This is a genomic window from Roseibium sp. R5, from assembly GCF_055755305.1.
In genome coordinates this window covers 559,142-576,693 of the sequence record NZ_CM146910.1, presented here as the reverse complement: position 1 = coordinate 576,693, position 17,552 = coordinate 559,142, and the positions used below count along the sequence as shown (strand labels likewise).

Genomic DNA, 17,552 nt, shown 5'->3' with positions numbered 1-17,552 from the left:
TACTGCGCGGCGCGCGCGGAATAAACCGTCTCGCATCATGGATGCCGTGCAAAATCTTCATCAGTTGGGAAAATCCAATGTTACACCAGTCACTCAATTGACATTTCATCTGCGCTCTTGTCGGGTGAAAATGTGTTTTTTGAATAGGTTGGCGGGCTGAAGGAATGGCAGAAAAATCGGATCTGCAATCGCGATTGCGTCAACTGTATTTTGGCCATTCAAACAGCGCGCGGATCTTTCGCTATGTTCTGTTGGCCTTCGATATCATCACGATTGCGTATTTCATCGTGTCTGCGATCGCCGATCCGGACCGACATCATCACGAAGTGGATTACGCTATAGCGGTGGTTCTCGCCCTGGACTTCGTGGCACGCCTGATTGCGGCGGGCTCTCGCTGGCGATACCTGGCAAGCTTTACGTCCTTGGCCGATGTCGTGGTGGTGATCTCGCTGATCATCCCGGCGTTTTTTGAGAATTTCGCCTTTCTCAGGGTCATTCGCATGTTGCGTTTGCTGCGGTCCTACCACCTCTTGAAGGAGCTGCGCGACACGTCGAAATGGTTCCGCCGCAATGAAGAAATCCTCCAGTCGACAGTCAACTTGTTTGTTTTCATTTTCGTAATCACAGCGATCGTTTTTGTGCTGGAGCACGATCGGAACGAGAACATCAACAACTATCTTGATGCGCTCTACTTTACCGTGACAACGCTGACGACAACGGGGTTCGGCGACATCACCATGACCGATACGGTCGGACGCCTGCTGACGGTCCTGATCATGATTTTCGGTGTCGCTTTGTTTTTGCGGCTCGTCCAGACCATTTTCCGTCCCTCGAAAGTCAATCTGCCGTGTCCCGATTGCGGGTTGAACCGTCATGACCCGGACGCTGTGCATTGCAAGCACTGCGGACGCATGCTCAACATCCCGACGGAAGGAACCTGGGACTAGGCCGTGTGGACGAATTGGCGATGCATTTCGCCGGGATTTGCGCTGGAATTGAGCAATGCAAACACGGCCCAGAGGGTGAGACAAGTGCCGACGATCTGGCACCGCCGGTCCCTTGACCGTATATCGATACGCTCTGCAGGACCGTCGCCGCCATATCTTGGCACTTGTCTCACGAAATACGTCTCCAACTCGTCCACACGGCCTAGGTCTCCGCAATCGCGCGCTTGTGATCCGTCAGGTGCTGGAAATCTGCGGGCGTTGGGTCACTCTCCAATTGGCAATGACCAATATCGCCGGGAGCGCACGCATGACGCAAAAACGAAACTGGGCCCTTGGCCTTGCAGTCGCCGCAGCCATGAGCCCATCTGCTTTTGCCTCAGAGACGAGCTGCGGCGGCGAAACACCCTGCACGTTGAGTGATGGTGCCTATTACGTTCACATGCCCGAAAAGCGCGACCCGTCAAAACCACTCGGTGCAATCCTTTATCTCCACGGGCATCGCGGCAAAGCAGTCAATGCGCTGAAAAACGAGAGCTTTAAGCGCATGGCAGATGACTTGGGTGTTGCTTTCGTCGCTGTTCAAGGCGTGAACGGAACCTGGTCCTTTCCGACAGCTCCGAGAAATCTCCGGGATGAACCGGTGTTTTTCGACAGCGTCCTAGACGATTTGTCGGAGCGTTTTGGAGTTGATCGGAAGCGCACCATGCTCACCGGCTTTTCCTCCGGCGGTTTCATGACCTGGTATTTGGCCTGCGAACAATCGGAGCGATTTTCAGGCTATGCGCCAATTGCTGGCGCCTTCTGGGAGCCGCTTCCGAAAGACTGCCCAACAGATGCCCCGTACCTGTTTCATGTCCATGGCACCACCGACACTGTTGTTCCCCTGGAAGGGCGTTGGCTCGGCGGCGGGCAATGGAAACAGGGGGATGTTTTTGAAAGTTTCGATATCTGGCGCAAACAGACTGGCCTGTCCGAGACCGCACCGGAGACCCTGACAGACGGAACCTTGTCTTGCGAAAGATGGAAGCCAGTCACCGGACTGCTGGAGTTGTGTCTTCATGATGGCGGCCACAGTGTGCGTGCGGAGTGGATTGAGCGTGCCTGGTCGCTCTTGTCAGACATGCGCGGGTGGGAAAGCTAAGGTGAGCTGATCGCATCACTTTGCGGTGACGGGAAATTGAGACAAAGCGATCTGATGACAAGACCACCGGAGTTGACGGCGGCATGCCTCTCATGTCCTTTTCGCGGAAGTATCAGCAACAGGGTGATCCGTGCAGCAAACCGTTCCATCGAAGGGAGCACTTTCAGGGCTCCTTGTCCTTGATCTTTCCCGAATTCTAGCAGGACCGACCTGCACCCAAATCCTGGGTGATCTTGGGGCAGAAGTCATCAAAATCGAACGGCCGGGCCGGGGCGACGATACCCGGGGATGGGGCCCCCCGTTCCTGAAAAATGCGGATGGCGAAGAAACCGACGAGAGCGCCTACTATCTCTCTTCCAACCGCAACAAGGAGTCGGTGGCCGTAGATCTGGCAAGCGAGGAAGGTCAGAGTCTGATACGGAGGCTGGCTGCAAAGGCCGATATTCTGGTCGAGAATTTTAAGGTCGGCGATCTCAAGCGGCGTGGACTCGACTACGAGACCCTGAAGGCGATCAACCCAAAACTGATCTACTGCTCGATATCCGGGTTTGGTCAGACCGGGCCTTACTCACATCGTGCCGGCTATGACTTTCTGATCCAGGGCATGGGCGGGATCATGTCGCTCACCGGCTTTGACGATGAGGATGGTGGAACGCAAACCAAGTGCGGCGTTGGAATCGCAGATGTTATGTGCGGCATGTATGCGATCGTGTCGACACTCGCCGCAGTTCATCACCGGCATCAGACCGGCGAGGGGCAATACATCGACATCTCGCTGTTGGATGCTCAGGTGTCCTGGCTCATCAATCAGGGTGTTGCGCATCTGGTGTCCGGAGAAATTCCCGGGCGGCTCGGCAACGGGCACCCCACCATTGTGCCCTATGAGACGTTTCCGGGTGCCGATGGCCCGTTCATTCTCGCGGTTGGAAACGACGGTCAGTTTCAGAAGTTTTGTGATGTTGCCGGTAGACCGGACCTGGCCACAGATCCGCTCTTTTCAAAAAACGCCGACCGGGTTCGAAACCGGAAGACACTGGTGCCAAAAATCCGGCGTCTGACAATCGAACGCGACGCTGCGGATTGGATACGGGATCTTGAAGCGGCTGGTGTGCCCTGCGGCCCGGTGAACGATCTGGGGCAGGTCTTTACAGATCCTCAGGTTCTGGCACGGGAGATGAAGATCACCTTGCCGCACCCGGTCAGCGGATCGGTGGATCTGATTGGATCTCCAATCAAAATGGAGAAGACGCCGATAGACTACCGCAAAGCTCCACCGACGCTTGGTGCGGATACGCAAGATGTATTGCAAAGGCATTTGGAATTGAGTGACAGCGAGATCGCAGAGCTGGTAGAGCGCGGCATCCTTGATCTTGGCAAAGCCACACCGGCAAAAGGAAACTAAGTAACCATGACCACCGGCGCTAATATCATTGCACAAAAGCTTCACGGTGCAGGTTGCCGTCATGCCTTCGGAATTCCTGGAGGCGAGGTGCTGGCACTGATGCAGGCGCTTGATGAAGCAGGTATGAAGTTCGTGTTGGTGAAGCACGAAAATGCCGGTGGGTTCATGGCGGAAGGCGGCTGGCATGCCGACGGCGCACCAGGAGTGCTCCTCGCCACACTTGGGCCGGGAGCCGCGAATGCCATCAATGTCGTCGCCAATGCCTGGCAGGATCGCGTGCCGCTGATCTTTCTGACCGGCTGCGTCGATCAAGCCGAGGCGGAAAGCTACACGCACCAGGTCTTTGATCATCAGCAGCTGTTGCGCCCGATCGTGAAAGCTAGCTTTTCCGCACGCCTCGGTGCGCTTGATGTGATGATGGAAAAGGCTTTGGCGATCGCGCTCGACGGTCAGCCGGGGCCGGTTCATATCGACGTCCCGATCAAGGTGGCTGAAACGGTCACGTCGGAAGCGTGGTCTTCAAACTTCCGCTCAAGCCCGGCCGCGTCCGCACCTGCGCCCGGTTCCGATTTGGACACCGCACTTGAGTTGTTTGCACAGGCGGAGCGACCCATCGCCATTGCCGGGGTGGATGCTGTGAATGAGGGCGCTTCGCAAGCTATTGCCGAGTTTTGCCGCACCTACAAAATCCCGCTCGTAACAAGCTACAAGGGCAAGGGGCTTCTCGATGAGAGTGACCCGCTCGCGCTGGGCGGCGCGGGCCTGTCGCCAAAGGCTGACGGCCACCTTCTGCCGCTGATTAATCAAAGCGATTGCATCCTGTCGCTTGGCTATGACCCAATTGAAATGCGGATCAATTGGCGCAATCCCTGGCCGTCTGACGCGCCGGTGATTGATGTGACGCCGGTTTTGAGAACCCATGGCATGCATGAAGGTGCAGTAACGCTCCGCAGCGCCGTCGAACCTGCGCTAAACCTGCTGGGTGAAGCACGTGACACAACCGCTTCTTCTTGGTCAGGCGGTGAGCCGTCCGCAGTCCGCAAGGATCTTGCCGAGGCGTTCGCGCCGGAACAATCAGGCTGGGGCCCGGGCACAGCGTTTCACGTGCTACGAGATGTGATGCCTGAGAACACCGTTGCCACGGCCGACAGTGGCGCACACCGTATTTTGGTCAGCCAGATCTGGCGCTGCTCTGGTCCAAGGCAGATGCTCCAGTCGTCCGCCTTGTGCACCATGGGCTGTGCCGTTCCGTTGGCGATGGGCCATCGGTTGGTAGACCAGACGGCGCCGGTGATCGCGTTTGTCGGCGATGCCGGGCTTGAGATGTGCCTTGGTGAACTCTCTACGCTTCGGGACCTGAAAATCCCGGTCATCATCTGTGTTCTGGTGGACACCAGCCTTGCGCTCATCGAACTCAAGCAGCGCAACAGCCAGCGGCCGAATGTCGGCGTCGACTTTGGTGAAACCGACTTTCCGGCTATCGCGGCGGCCTACGGAGGTTATGGCGTTTGGGTCGAGAGTGCAGAAGTTCTAAGGCAGGAAGCAGAGGCGGCGCTGGACCGGGATGGCTTCACACTGCTTGCGTGCCGCATCGCGCAACGATCCTATGACGGTGCTTTTTAGGCACGCAACCTAACTTTTTAGACAACGAACGGATACTGGACCTTCCTAGGTGGGGTGGCTATGTTGCACCTGCGAAAAGAATAAAGTCCCGACAAGGGATTGGGAGGAGAGCCAATGAGGATCTGCCGAACCAAGGCGGATATGCGTGCCCTCGTGCGCGCCTGGAGACAGAGCGGAGAAACCACCGCTGTTGTTCCGACAATGGGATATCTGCACGACGGTCATTTGTCGCTGGTTCGCAAGGCAAAAACCGTGGCGGACCGTGTTGTCACGACGATCTTCGTCAATCCGACCCAATTCGGTCCGAATGAGGATCTGGCGACCTACCCAAGGGACGAAGACCGCGACCTCGCACTTCTGCGCGCGGAAGCCGTGGACGCTGTGTTTATGCCGAGCGTCGATGAAATGTACGACGCAGGTGGAGACACTTTTGTCGAAGTGCCTGGTCTGTCGGCCATCTTGCAGGGTTCATTGAGGCCCGGACACTTTCGGGGTGTTTCAACGGTCGTGACCAAACTCTTCAATATCGTGACGCCGGATATCGCCGTCTTCGGTGAAAAGGACTACCAGCAGCTGACCCTGATCAAACAGATGGTGCGGGATCTCGATGCGCCCATAGAGATACTTGGTCATCCAACGGTGCGGGAAGCCGATGGCCTGGCCATGTCTTCGCGGAATGTGCGTTTGACGGACGGCCAGCGTACCGAAGCGGTCGCCTTGAGCCGGTCCCTGGATCAGGCCGAGCAGCTTGCAAAGACCGCACCGCGAATTGATGACCTTGTAGCGGCCGTTAGCAGCGTCCTCTCGGACGCGCCATCCGGACAAATTGAAAGCATCGACATCCGCGATGCCGAAACCCTTGCCGAGCTGAGCGGCACGCTGGACAGGCCTGCCGTTATTCTTCTTGCCGTCCGCTTCGGATCCGTCCTTTTGATCGATCAACGCGTTGTCAGACAAGCTGTGTAATCCAGCCATCCGGCGTAACTCCTAAGGAGCTCAGACCATGAGCGCTCAAAAACAAATCCGCCGCATCACCGCACCGCAGATCGCCAAACGCAAGGGCGTGGAGCCGATCGTCTCTTTGACCTCCTACCACGCACATACGGCGGCGATTGTCGACAAATACGCGGACTTCATTCTGGTCGGCGACAGTCTGGGCATGGTCATGCATGGCATGGAGTCCACCGTTGGTGTTTCGCTCGACCTGATGATCATGCACGGCAGGGCAGTTGTTCGCGGAACACAGCGCGCGCTGGTCGTTGTCGATATGCCTTTCGGCACCTACGAGGAGAGCCCGGCCGAGGCGTTTCGCAATGCGGCTCGAGTGATGAAAGAAACCCAGTGCGGTGCCGTCAAGCTGGAGGGCGGGCGGCGCATGGCTGAAACGATCCGCTTTCTGACCGAGCGCGGCATCCCGGTCATGGCGCATATCGGGCTAACACCTCAATCGGTGAACGTCATGGGTGGGTTCAAGACACAAGGGCGCGAAGAAGAAACCTGGTCGATCCATGAAGAAGACGCCAAAGTGGTGGCCGAGGCCGGTGCCTTTGCGCTCGTCCTGGAAGGCATGGTCGAACCGCTCGCAGCGAAGATCACAAAGCAGATCCCGATACCAACCATCGGCATTGGTGCCTCGGCCGAATGCGACGGACAGATCCTGGTTCTTGAAGACATGCTGGGTCTCAATCCCACGCCGCCGAAATTCGTCAAGGTCTATGGCAATCTGGGTGGCCAGATCGAAGCGGCTGTGAAATCCTATGCCGATGAGGTGAAAGACCGCAGCTTCCCGGCCGAAGATCAGGTCTACCGCTGAGCCGGCTCCGCTTTTCAAATAAACGCCCGATTTCCGGCTGCACTGCTCTAAGCTTCGTCTTATGGTGCCGGAATGCTGAAGATTAGTCCTAGTTTCGATACACTTTACGAGGCGCTCTTGAACCGGGATCCGTCCTATGACGGGCGGGCGTTTGTTTGCGTTGCCTCGACAGGGATCTTCTGCCGGTTGACCTGTCCGGCCCGCAAACCCAAGCGGGAAAACTGCACATTTCATGAGACCGTTGCAGAATGCATCGATACCGGTTTCCGGCCCTGTAAGCGGTGCAAGCCGACGACACCGGAGGCGAGCGCCGATCCAGTCATAAAGGCATTGATACCGGAACTTGAAAGACGGCCGGCCTATCGCTGGGGCGAACCGGATTTGCGCCGGATGGGGCTAGACCCGTCGACTGTACGCAGGTCATTCAAGAGGCAATTCGGCATGACTTTCCTGGAAATGGCGCGTCAGCGGCGTCTTCAGGAAGGGTTTTCGGCCTTGGCGGATGGCGGCAAGGTGATTGAGGCGCAGGTCTCGGCCGGATTTGACTCTGCCAGCGCGTTCCGGGAGGCCTTTGCAAAGATCTTGGGTCAGGCGCCCGGCATGTTTTCGACGGATCCTCTACTGAAAACTGACTGGGTATCGACGCCACTCGGGCCCATGATCGCGATTGCGGATCACTCCCAACTGCATCTCTTGGAGTTTTTGGACCGAAAGGCCTTGCCATCGGAAGTCAAGAAACTGCAGCGCAATGCCAACGGCAGTCTTGGATTTGGCCGGACGAAAATCATCGACCAGATCCAGGATGAGTTGACGGGTTTTTTTGAGGGCAGGAAAGCAGTGTTCGAGACCCCCTTGGCGCTGCACGGCACGCCCTTCACCCGGGATGTCTGGCGCGAACTCTTGAAAATTCCGGCAGGTGGTGTTCGCAGCTATTCGGATGTGGCAAAGGCCCTTGGTCGGCCGGAGGCGGTGCGGGCCGTTGCGCGCGCAAACGGCGCCAATCAGATCGCCGTCGTCATTCCTTGCCACCGGGTCATGGGCGCCGACGGATCCCTCACGGGCTATGGTGGAGGTCTCTGGCGCAAACAAAAACTGATCGAGCTGGAACGCAGCTATCAGGCCGCAGGTTCATAGCAGGGCATTTATCTGCGTGGGACCGGGGACAAAGTCCGTACCTGAGACCATGTGCTCAAGCAGCCAAAGGCTTTAGCGTAGGGATAAGAAATGGCGGAGAGAGAGGGATTCGAACCCTCGGAACGCTTGCGCGCTCAACGGTTTTCGAGACCGCCCCGTTCGACCACTCCGGCACCTCTCCGCGATGCATATCGACAAACGGGTCTTAAGCGGCGCGGAACATAGACAAACCTGCCCATGCCCGCAAGTCCCGATTTCGAAGTTCCCATTTCTGAGTTTCTGCCCGCTAGTCTGGTACAGGCACGGCGAAGCCAATTGCGGCTGGTTTGCGCAATATTGCCGTTTTGTATCTTCAATATTAAATCTGAGTCATCTGCTGGTTGTTCCCTTGTCGATAGGAAGGTCTGGTATCAACTCCTAACAAAGACAAGGACACATCAGTCGCTAGCGGTTACCTACCGGCCATGTCCGGCGTCTTATTTTAGAGCACAGGACGCGGACATGGATTCGGAAACCAAAATATCGAGCGAAAGCGACGTTCAATACAGCACGCCACATGTATACTTCTTCGTACCTTATAACGTGGACGATGACGGGGGCGATGATGAGCTCGGCGCTATCCTAAGGCTCGGCGAGGCGTCCGATCTTGAATACGATTGCACGTCCAGTGAACTCGCAGCTTACTACCCGCAGCAGCACATAAGTGACGCTGGCGACAGCGATACTGCGGTCGACCAGGCGGCTGGTGTGAGCGACAGTGAAACACTGAAAGGCATCTTACTGTCCTGCGATGGACGGATCCTCGTTAAGGCTGGCGAGAAGATGTACATTGAGACCGGAGCCTATAATCAGGCGGTCAATGGGAACTACGAGCTTGATGCAACAGGTTCCTATACGACCGCAGCAGCAGGGACGGTTTCCATTTCCTCAACTGGCAGCGATGTGCAGATCGCGAGCGCGGATGGCAAGGACATATACATCACAGCCGGCAAGACGAGTTCCGGATCAGCAAACGGGACGATCTACGAAAGCTCGCAGGACCATTACAAGGTCATCGGCGGTCACCAGTATGAGAAAAGTACGGCGAAGGACACTTATGTGACCGGCGTATCGAACAATTTCTTTTTTGGGGCAACGTCTACAGTCCAGGTCGATGCAGACTTCACTTTGCTTGCTGGCGGATCTTGTATGGTCAAGCCTATCCTCAACGTCGTTTTGACGGGCATCCAGTATGAAGTAATTGGCAAACTGTTTGAGCTGAAGGGCAGTGCAACGGACATAAAAGAAAGCTGGTTTGGCGTTGCCGGTCTGTCGACCAAGGTGAACGAACTTGAGGCTGAAATTTATGCGACAGACGTCACCGTAAGCCAAACGACAGTTCAAGCGCGCGACAACCTGGCAGCAGTTGCAATACTCGAGAGTAAGGTGCGTCAGTTGGAGGCGGAAATGGGAGGAGCCCGTGCGGCAGTTCGAGACATGGATGTACATATGTAGGTAGTCGACCACCGTGCATCCTTTGGTGCGGGAGATTTGGATTAGCGGCGCGCGGTGCTTTTGCGGTCAACTCCAATGCGTGTTTCAATTCCAAGAAAAGATTGACATGCCGATGCCGATACATATATTGCGCGCTGTTCGAAGTGCCGGGGTCTGCTCAGACTCCGGCCTTCGTGTTGGGCCGGGCCCGCAGGAATGCGCTTTACTCAAGCCGCTCTAATGACCTGCCAAAGACCGAAAGCAGATGTTTGCTGCTTCGGCGCCTTTGTTCAACGCGGTTTCCGCGACTAGCGTAAGCGAGTTGTAGGATTTTAAAAACGAAAAGAAGGACGTGCGAGACATGTTCGCAGTGATCAAAACTGGTGGCAAACAGTATAAAGTTGCCGCTGACGACCTGCTCCGGGTCGAAAAACTCGATGCCGAAGCTGGCAGCACCGTAACTTTCGACGAAGTGCTGATGGTCGGCAACGACACTGACACCACAGTTGGCGCTCCGACCGTTGAAGGTGCCAGCGTTGTTGCAGAAGTGGTCGATCAGGGCCGCAACCGCAAAGTTATCATTTTCAAAAAGCGCCGGCGTCAGAATTCCCGCCGCCGCAATGGCCATCGTCAGGCGTTCACCCTCGTTAAGGTGACCGACATCCTGACCGGTGGTGCAAAACCGGCCAAGAAGGCTGCGCCGAAAGCGGCTGCGCCGAAGGCTGAAGCCAAGGAAGACGCACCGGCTGCAGACGCTGGCGCGGACGACCTGAAGAAACTGGACGGCGCTGGCCCGGCTGCTGTGAAGAAACTGAACGAAGCTGGCATCACCACCTTCGCTCAGATCGCAGCCATGAGCGCTGATCACATCGCTCGCGTTGAAGAAGAGACCGGCCTGAAGGGCAAGTTCGAACGCGGTAACTGGGTTGAGCAGGCGAAAGAACTGGCTGGCAACTGAGCTGCAGTTTCTTAAGACCTGACATTTAAGTATTCGAAGAACGAGGAGTTCTAACGATGGCACATAAAAAGGCAGGCGGTTCATCCCGCAACGGCCGCGACTCAGCTGGCCGCCGTCTCGGCATCAAAAAGTACGGTGGCGAAGCCGTAATCCCGGGCAACATCATTGCTCGTCAACGTGGCACAACCTGGCATCCTGGCACCGGCGTAGGCATGGGCAAGGACCACACCATTTTTGCGACCGTTGAAGGCAAAGTTGAGTTTCAGGCGAAAGCCAACAAACGAACTTTCATCAATGTGGTCCCAGTGGCGGAAGCTGCGGAGTAAAGCCGACGTGACGTTTCGAAGCGCCGGTGTCCCATCCAGACCCCGGCAATTCGAGACAGGTCAGCATCAAAGACCAGTCAAAGATCCAAGGGGAAGATGGGGCACCATCTTTCCCTTGATTTGTTTTGGCTGGAGGAAAAAATGGTTGTTGAAAGCGATGGTCTGTTAGACGAAAGCAGTTTGTACGCGGCCCCGTTGCCGCAGGAAGCGGTTCATGTGCGGCTCGACACGCCGCGTGTGGACGATTTGGCTGATTTGGTGTTCCTGGCGAACAACAAACAGGTGGCGGCAAACCTGTCCACCATGCCGCATCCTTTCACGGCGCAAGATGGCCGCGCGCTGATCGAAAAGGCTGAGCGCAACCGTCCGCTGAACGCCGGGTTTGCGATCCGGTTGAAAAGCACGGGCCGCCTCATCGGTCTGACCCGCTACGCCAATGTCGAGCCGGATGGTCCTCTGCATGTTGGTTATTGGCTCGGCGAACCCTTCTGGGGACGGGGCTATGCAACCGAAGCGGTCCATGCGCTTGTTGATCATGCCTTCACGCATACAGACGCTGAAGAATTGCAGGGCTCTTGCCGGGTGACCAACCCGGCTTCGCGCAGGGTTTTGATCAAATCGGGTTTCCAGTATCGCGATCAGTCGATGATCCGGTCGCTCGGGGCCGGCGGGTCTGTGCCGATCGAGCGGTACACGCTTGAAAAAGCCGTCTGGAAATCTCTGAAAGGATGGGGGCAAGGCCGATGATGACGTTGCCAGAATTGAAGTCGCGCCGTCTGGTTCTGCGGCCGCTGACCGCCGATGATGCTTCGGCAATTGCACAGCTTGGCGGTAAGGATTTTGAGATTGTCCGCTGGCTGAGCGGTGTATCCTGGCCGTTTGTGGAAGGCGAGACGGAAGCCTATCTGGAAACGGTTGTGGGGGTCGATCCGCTCACACATGAAGCAGCTTTCGCGATCACGCTGGGCGGTGTTTTCATCGGTGTTGTGAGCGTTATTGCGCCTGGTGATCTCGATGAACTGCCGAATGCGCCTTCAATCGGGTATTGGATCGGGCGAGCCTTCCAGGGTCATGGCTATGCTTCGGAAGCTGTTGAGACCGTTCTGGAGTGGGGTTTTGACGTTTACAAAACCGATGCGATTGGTGCCCGGGCATTTGAGGAGAACACCCGGTCCCGCGGCTTGTTGCGCAAGTTCGGGTTCAAGCCCTATGCCATGACCGAACGGTATGCAAAGGCGCTTGACCGGAAGGTTTCGAATGTCGTCGTCTGCCTGGAGCGGTCTGACTACGAAGCCAGACGGCAAGTGGCATGAGCCCGTCAGAGATCCGGACCCGGCGGCTGGTGCTCCGGCCGCCGCGAAGGGATGACCTGAATTCCTGCGCTGCACTTCTCGGAGACTACGAGGTCGTCAAGATGTTGTCCCGGGTGCCGTATCCGTATGATCTGGAGGGCGGACGGGCATTTCTTGACAGGGCGGCTGCGAGTTGGAAGGCACCGGAACAGACCGATGAACTGCCCTTTCATATTGACCATGATGGCCAAATGATCGGCGCGGTGGGTTTTCGGAAGTTGCAGGAAACGCCCCGGATCGGCTATTGGCTGGGACAGCCCTATTGGGGGCAAGGGTTTATGAGCGAAGCCGTTCTGGCTGCGCTTCAATGGCTTTTCCGGACAACGGATCACAACCGGGTTGTCAGCGAAGCCATGAAGACAAACGCCGCGTCCTTGGCGGTTATGAATAAAATGGGCTTTCGCCAGGTTGGAGAAAGGCTCTGTGACAGTGCCGCGCGCTCCGGCCCAGTGCCGGCCTTGCAAACCGAATTGATGCGCGCAGATTTTACGACCGGTCATTGATCGAAACAAAGATCAAGTCCTGGTCCAGGATGAAAAGAGAAGAAAATGAAATTCCTCGATCAGGCAAAGATCTACGTGCGATCAGGAAACGGCGGTGCGGGCTGTGTCTCCTTCCGCCGCGAGAAATATATTGAATACGGCGGACCGGATGGTGGCGACGGCGGCAAGGGCGGTGATGTCATTGTCGAATGCGTTGATGGCCTCAATACGCTGATCGACTATCGCTATCAACAGCACTTCAAAGCAGGAACGGGCATTCACGGGATGGGTAAGAACCGGACCGGAGCGCATGGCGACGATGTTGTTCTGAAAGTGCCTGTCGGGACGCAGATCCTGGAAGAAGATAACGAAACCATCATCGCCGATCTGACGGAAATCGGCCAAAAGGTCCACCTTATGAGGGGCGGCAATGGCGGTTTCGGCAACGCGCATTTCAAATCTTCGACAAACCAGGCGCCACGCCGCGCCAATCCGGGTCTTGAAGGCGAAGAGAAATGGATTTGGTTGCGGCTGAAGCTGATTGCGGATGCCGGTCTGGTTGGTCTCCCGAATGCAGGCAAATCCACCTTCCTGGCAACCGTATCGGCAGCGAAGCCCAAGATCGCAGATTATCCCTTTACAACCCTGCACCCGAACCTTGGAATCGTGCAGATCGACGGCAACAGCTTTGCCATGGCCGATATCCCTGGTCTGATTGAAGGTGCCCACGAAGGCACCGGCCTTGGTGACCGCTTTCTGGGTCACGTGGAGCGGACCCGCGTTCTCCTCCATCTGGTTGATGGATCGGGTGAAGAAGACCCTGGCGAGGCCTACAAGGTCGTCCGCGGAGAGCTGGAAGCCTATGGAGCTGGTCTGACGGATAAGCCCGAGATCGTGGCCTTGTCGAAATGCGATGCCTTGACCGAAGATCTGATCGCAGAAAAGTCGGCAAGCCTGGAGGCTGCCTGTGGTCAAAGACCCTTGATCCTGTCATCTGCCAGCGGTCTGAATGTTGACCGCGCCCTGCGGATGATTGTCCGGGCCATCGATCGCGACAAGGAAGAAGCTGCCAATCAGGTACCGTCTCCCGAGCAGGAGGGGTGGCATCCCTGATGTCGGCGCAGCGGATCCTCAAGACCCATAGCCGGATTGTGGTCAAGATCGGCTCGGCGCTGCTTGTTGGCAATGGAGCGCTTCGGAAAGACTGGCTGGAGGCTCTGGTCTCCGACGTGGTTGACCTGATGGATGCCGGCGCTGAGGTGCTTCTGGTGTCGTCTGGGTCTATCGCGCTTGGCCGTGGGATCCTTGGGTTGCCAAAAGGACCTCTCAAATTGGAAGAAAGCCAGGCAGCGGCAGCAACAGGCCAGATCGCATTGGCCAAAGCCTATGCCGAAGCGCTGGACGCGCACAATCGGCGCGCCGGGCAAATTCTCCTGACACTCGGAGATACGGAAGAGCGCCGCCGATATCTCAATGCGCGTGCCACCATCGGAACGCTGTTGAAGCTCGGTGCGGTTCCAATCATCAATGAAAATGATTCCGTTGCAACGTCCGAAATCCGGTATGGCGATAACGATCGGCTGGCCGCACGCGTTGCGACCATGGCGAGCGCCGATTGCCTTGTACTGCTGTCGGATATCGACGGACTTTACACCGCGCCGCCGCATGTGGATCCGTCTGCGGTGTTCTTGCCGGAAGTCTCGCGGATTACGCCAGAGATTGAAGCAATGGCCGGAAGTGCCGGGTCCGAACTTTCCCGCGGGGGCATGAAGACCAAAATCGATGCCGGGAAAATCGCCACCGCCGCAGGAACGTCGATGGTGATCACATCCGGCAAGGAGCTCAACCCGCTGAAACGCCTGGACGAGGGCGCACGGGCCACCTGGTTCCCCGCATTGGCGACACCGGCAAGCGCCCGAAAAGCCTGGATTGGCGGGACGTTGGAGCCACGCGGCGAAATCCTTCTGGATGCGGGTGCCGTTCGTGCCCTAAAGTCCGGAAAAAGCTTGTTGCCTGCAGGGGTCACCAGCGTATCCGGTCAGTTCAGTCGTGGAGACGCAGTGAAAATCCTGGCGCCGGACGGTGCAGTGGCCGGGCGCGGTCTCATTGCCTATGACATGGATGAGGCGCAGCTGATTGCTGGCCGCAACAGCCGCGAAATCGAGGCAATTGTAGGATATCCGGGCCGGGCAGAGATGATCCATCGGGATGATCTTGTGCTCGAAGATGGCTTTTTGAACGGAACAAGCTAAAAACACCAATTCAAGGTGGCGCTGATGAACGCGCCAAACGGGAGTTGAAGGAATGCTGGACAAGGTTGAGGCACAGTCGACGGAAGCTTTGATGGCGGATATCGGCACGCGGGCGCGGGCAGCTGGCCGGGTGCTTGCCAATGCCCCAACCGAGGCAAAAAACAACGCGCTCATGGCGATGGCGAAAGCGGTCCGGGCCGCAACGCCGGAAATCCTTGAAGGCAATGCCAAAGACGTCGAAGCCATGAAGGCCAATGGCCAGACCGCAGCGTTTCTGGATCGTGGCACCTTGAACGAAGAGCGCGTTGAGGCGATTGCCGCAGCCCTAGAGGATATCGTTGCGCTGGATGATCCGGTTGGAAGCGTGATTGCGGCATGGGAACGGCCGAATGGTCTTAAGATCGAACGGGTCCGAACACCGCTCGGTGTGATCGGTGTGATCTACGAAAGCCGTCCGAATGTGACCGCCGATGCCGGTGCTCTGTGCCTGAAGGCCGGCAATGCCGTTGTGCTCCGCGGCGGTTCCGACACCATCAACTCCAACAGGGCGATCCACGTAGCGCTGCAAAAGGGCCTCGCGGCGGCAGGTCTGCCTGAAGATGCAATTCAGATCGTGCCGGTGACCGACCGGGCGGCAGTTGGCGAAATGCTGCGGGGATTGAACGGAAACCTCGATGTGATCGTTCCGCGTGGCGGGCGCAGTCTGGTCGAACGGGTTCAGACCGAGGCGCGTGTCCCGGTGTTCGCGCACCTTGAGGGGCTCGTACACATCTTTGTCGATAAGGCTGCCGATCTCGAAAAGGCCGTGTCGATTGTGAAGAATTCCAAGCTCCGCCGCACCGGGATTTGCGGCGCCTTGGAAACGCTGCTGGTTCACAAAGACGTCGCTGAAAGCCACTTGCCGGCAATTTTAGACGCATTGAACGCAGGTGACTGCGAGATCCGCGGCGATGCCGAAGTCCAGAAAATTGGTTTAGGTGTCTTGGAAGCAAGTGAAGAGGATTGGTCAACGGAGTATCTGGACAAGATCCTCTCCGCGATGATTGTGCCGGATCTCGATGCTGCCATCGCGCATATAGCAAACTACGGGTCCAACCACACCGATTGCATCATCACCGAAGATCAGGCTGCCGCAGACCGGTTTCAGGCGGAAGTGGATTCGGCGATCGTATTGCACAACGCCTCGACCCAGTTTGCGGACGGTGGCGAATTTGGGATGGGTGCTGAAATCGGCATAGCGACTGGGCGGATGCACGCGCGCGGGCCCGTTGGCGTCGAGCAGCTGACAAGCTTCAAATACAAGGTGCATGGGACGGGCCAAATCCGTCCATGAGCAAATTGTCCACCGGCCAGGACCGTCATCAGGACTGGTTGAAATTGCCCCATTGTGAAGCGGGCAACCGGATCGGAATTTTCGGCGGGTCGTTCAATCCGCCGCATTCCGGTCACAAGATGGTTGCCGACACTGTTCTGAAGCGTCTTGGGCTGGATCAAGTTTGGTGGTTTGTCACACCGGGCAATCCTCTGAAGAGCCATTCGGAGCTGGCGCCGCTTGAGCTGCGGCTTCACTTGACGAGTGCGTTGTCCAATCATCCGCGGATGAAAGTGACCGCTTATGAGAAGGTGTTGGGCACGCCCTACACGGCCAAGACACTGCAGGCCCTGCGGTCCAGAAACCCGTCGGTCCGATTCGTTTGGGTCATGGGTGCTGACAATTTGGCAGGGTTTCATCATTGGCAGGATTGGCGAGGTATTCTCGGCACCGTGCCGGTCGCAGTTGTCGACAGACCGGGCGCATCGCTGTCGGTGTTGTCGTCGCCAATGGCAAAAGCCTATGAAAAATATCGGCTTCCAGAAGAGGATGCGGGTCTTCTTCCCGATATGGACCCTCCGGTATGGACGTTTCTGCACACCCCTTTGGATCAGACTTCATCAACTGATCTGAGGCGCAAGGGGTGACGGATAAGGCAAGCAGCCTAGTGAAAATTCCGTTGTCTTGAAATTGCCAAGTCAGACGCGGTATTATGTGGTGTGGCTGCTAAGGGGGCGGCCGCACATTGGTCAACCGGCCTGTAGCCAAAACGGGTGACGTGCAAAGTCGGACAATCATGTTCGTGACGACGTTGGACACAGGCCATTGAAGACAGCGAAAGGCATTCCACCTGACCATGTCCCTTGAAAGCGGGCGGACAGAAATGTCCACTCCTATGAAGGCTTCCGTAAGTGCAGACCTTACGGCCGGCCTCCTCGATACGGTTCTCGCGAGTCTGGAAGACTCCAAGGCAGAGGACCTTGTTACTCTCGACATCGCAGGAAAAAGCTCCCTGGCCGATCACATGGTGATTGTGTCTGGCCGTTCACATCGTCATGTCGGGGCGATCGCGGATCATTTGCAGCGTGACCTGAAAACTGCAGGACACGGCAACGCGACCGTTGAAGGGCAAACCACCTGTGATTGGGTCTTGATCGATGCCGGTGATGTGATCGTTCACATCTTCCGTCCGGAAGTCCGTGGTTTCTACAATCTGGAAAAGATGTGGGCCCCGGAGGAAGACGACGCACCGCAGTATATCGGCTGAACCTGACACGAGGGTTCCTTTCGGGAGCCCCGTGATATTGTCGAAGCAGTAGTGGCACCGGATATTCGTC

At 57.0% G+C, this 17,552-nt stretch carries 18 protein-coding genes and 1 tRNA gene; 18 read left to right on the top strand and 1 reads right to left on the bottom strand.

The annotated features are described in order from the left end of the window. The first annotated feature begins 164 nt into the window (after positions 1-164). The 7 genes from AC0J4F_RS02700 to AC0J4F_RS02670 all read left to right on the top strand — a co-directional run bounded on the left by AC0J4F_RS02700 (position 165) and on the right by AC0J4F_RS02670 (position 8,060). Positions 165-947 carry an ion transporter gene (locus tag AC0J4F_RS02700; protein WP_133949044.1) on the top strand — a complete coding sequence of 261 codons (783 nt, stop codon included), beginning with the start codon at positions 165-167 and terminating at the stop codon, positions 945-947. A gap of 307 nt (positions 948-1,254) precedes the next feature. Then, the gene (locus tag AC0J4F_RS02695) at positions 1,255-2,088 is read left to right on the top strand and encodes an alpha/beta hydrolase family protein (RefSeq protein WP_209002347.1); all 834 of its coding nucleotides are present in this window, start codon (positions 1,255-1,257) and stop codon (positions 2,086-2,088) included. A gap of 130 nt (positions 2,089-2,218) precedes the next feature. Next, complete coding sequence (locus tag AC0J4F_RS02690; protein ID WP_133949042.1) at positions 2,219-3,490, top strand: CaiB/BaiF CoA transferase family protein; 1,272 nt, start codon at positions 2,219-2,221, stop codon at positions 3,488-3,490. Positions 3,491-3,496: 6 nt separating this feature from the next. Further along, complete coding sequence (locus tag AC0J4F_RS02685; RefSeq protein ID WP_133949040.1) at positions 3,497-5,113, top strand: thiamine pyrophosphate-binding protein; 1,617 nt, start codon at positions 3,497-3,499, stop codon at positions 5,111-5,113. 114 nt (positions 5,114-5,227) lie between these two features. Beyond that, complete coding sequence (panC, locus tag AC0J4F_RS02680; protein ID WP_133949038.1) at positions 5,228-6,079, top strand: pantoate--beta-alanine ligase; 852 nt, start codon at positions 5,228-5,230, stop codon at positions 6,077-6,079. Between the two features lie 37 nt (positions 6,080-6,116). Continuing rightward, positions 6,117-6,926 carry a 3-methyl-2-oxobutanoate hydroxymethyltransferase gene (panB, locus tag AC0J4F_RS02675; protein WP_473025340.1) on the top strand — a complete coding sequence of 270 codons (810 nt, stop codon included), beginning with the start codon at positions 6,117-6,119 and terminating at the stop codon, positions 6,924-6,926. Positions 6,927-6,998: 72 nt separating this feature from the next. Further along, positions 6,999-8,060, top strand: a complete 1,062-nt coding sequence (locus AC0J4F_RS02670; RefSeq protein WP_473025338.1) for a bifunctional transcriptional activator/DNA repair enzyme AdaA — start codon at positions 6,999-7,001, stop codon at positions 8,058-8,060. A gap of 91 nt (positions 8,061-8,151) precedes the next feature. On the opposite strand, the gene AC0J4F_RS02665 is transcribed toward AC0J4F_RS02670, so the two are convergent. Next, a tRNA-Ser gene (locus tag AC0J4F_RS02665) sits at positions 8,152-8,241 on the bottom strand. Between the two features lie 320 nt (positions 8,242-8,561). Between AC0J4F_RS02665 and AC0J4F_RS02660 the strand changes: the two genes are divergently transcribed. The 11 genes from AC0J4F_RS02660 to rsfS all read left to right on the top strand — a co-directional run bounded on the left by AC0J4F_RS02660 (position 8,562) and on the right by rsfS (position 17,482). After that, on the top strand, positions 8,562-9,554 hold the full coding sequence (locus AC0J4F_RS02660; protein ID WP_473025337.1) for a hypothetical protein: 993 nt from the start codon (positions 8,562-8,564) through the stop codon (positions 9,552-9,554). Between the two features lie 340 nt (positions 9,555-9,894). Further along, on the top strand, positions 9,895-10,491 hold the full coding sequence (locus AC0J4F_RS02655; protein ID WP_473025336.1) for a 50S ribosomal protein L21: 597 nt from the start codon (positions 9,895-9,897) through the stop codon (positions 10,489-10,491). Positions 10,492-10,547: 56 nt separating this feature from the next. Next, positions 10,548-10,817: a 50S ribosomal protein L27 gene (rpmA, locus tag AC0J4F_RS02650; protein ID WP_008192734.1), complete on the top strand. Its 270-nt coding sequence runs from the start codon at positions 10,548-10,550 to the stop codon at positions 10,815-10,817. Positions 10,818-10,958: 141 nt separating this feature from the next. Further along, positions 10,959-11,564, top strand: coding sequence for a GNAT family N-acetyltransferase (locus AC0J4F_RS02645; protein WP_209002346.1), 606 nt, complete (start codon positions 10,959-10,961; stop codon positions 11,562-11,564). Then, complete coding sequence (locus tag AC0J4F_RS02640; protein ID WP_209172247.1) at positions 11,561-12,130, top strand: GNAT family N-acetyltransferase; 570 nt, start codon at positions 11,561-11,563, stop codon at positions 12,128-12,130. Before AC0J4F_RS02645 ends, AC0J4F_RS02640 begins: the two co-directional genes overlap by 4 nt. Next, entirely contained in the window at positions 12,127-12,672 is a 546-nt protein-coding gene (locus tag AC0J4F_RS02635; protein ID WP_473025335.1) for a GNAT family N-acetyltransferase, read from the top strand. Before AC0J4F_RS02640 ends, AC0J4F_RS02635 begins: the two co-directional genes overlap by 4 nt. A gap of 45 nt (positions 12,673-12,717) precedes the next feature. After that, positions 12,718-13,764, top strand: a complete 1,047-nt coding sequence (gene obgE, locus AC0J4F_RS02630; protein WP_409685798.1) for a GTPase ObgE — start codon at positions 12,718-12,720, stop codon at positions 13,762-13,764. Then, a complete protein-coding gene (gene proB / locus AC0J4F_RS02625; RefSeq protein ID WP_473025334.1) occupies positions 13,764-14,903 on the top strand; it encodes a glutamate 5-kinase in 1,140 nt (379 codons plus the stop codon). The genes obgE and proB overlap by 1 nt, the downstream gene beginning before the upstream one ends. A gap of 52 nt (positions 14,904-14,955) precedes the next feature. Next, positions 14,956-16,236, top strand: coding sequence for a glutamate-5-semialdehyde dehydrogenase (locus AC0J4F_RS02620; protein WP_473025333.1), 1,281 nt, complete (start codon positions 14,956-14,958; stop codon positions 16,234-16,236). Further along, on the top strand, positions 16,233-16,862 hold the full coding sequence (locus AC0J4F_RS02615) for a nicotinate-nucleotide adenylyltransferase (protein WP_133948987.1): 630 nt from the start codon (positions 16,233-16,235) through the stop codon (positions 16,860-16,862). The genes AC0J4F_RS02620 and AC0J4F_RS02615 overlap by 4 nt, the downstream gene beginning before the upstream one ends. Positions 16,863-17,098: 236 nt before the next feature. Further along, on the top strand, positions 17,099-17,482 hold the full coding sequence (rsfS, locus tag AC0J4F_RS02610) for a ribosome silencing factor (protein WP_286182741.1): 384 nt from the start codon (positions 17,099-17,101) through the stop codon (positions 17,480-17,482). The last annotated feature ends 70 nt before the right edge of the window (positions 17,483-17,552 follow it).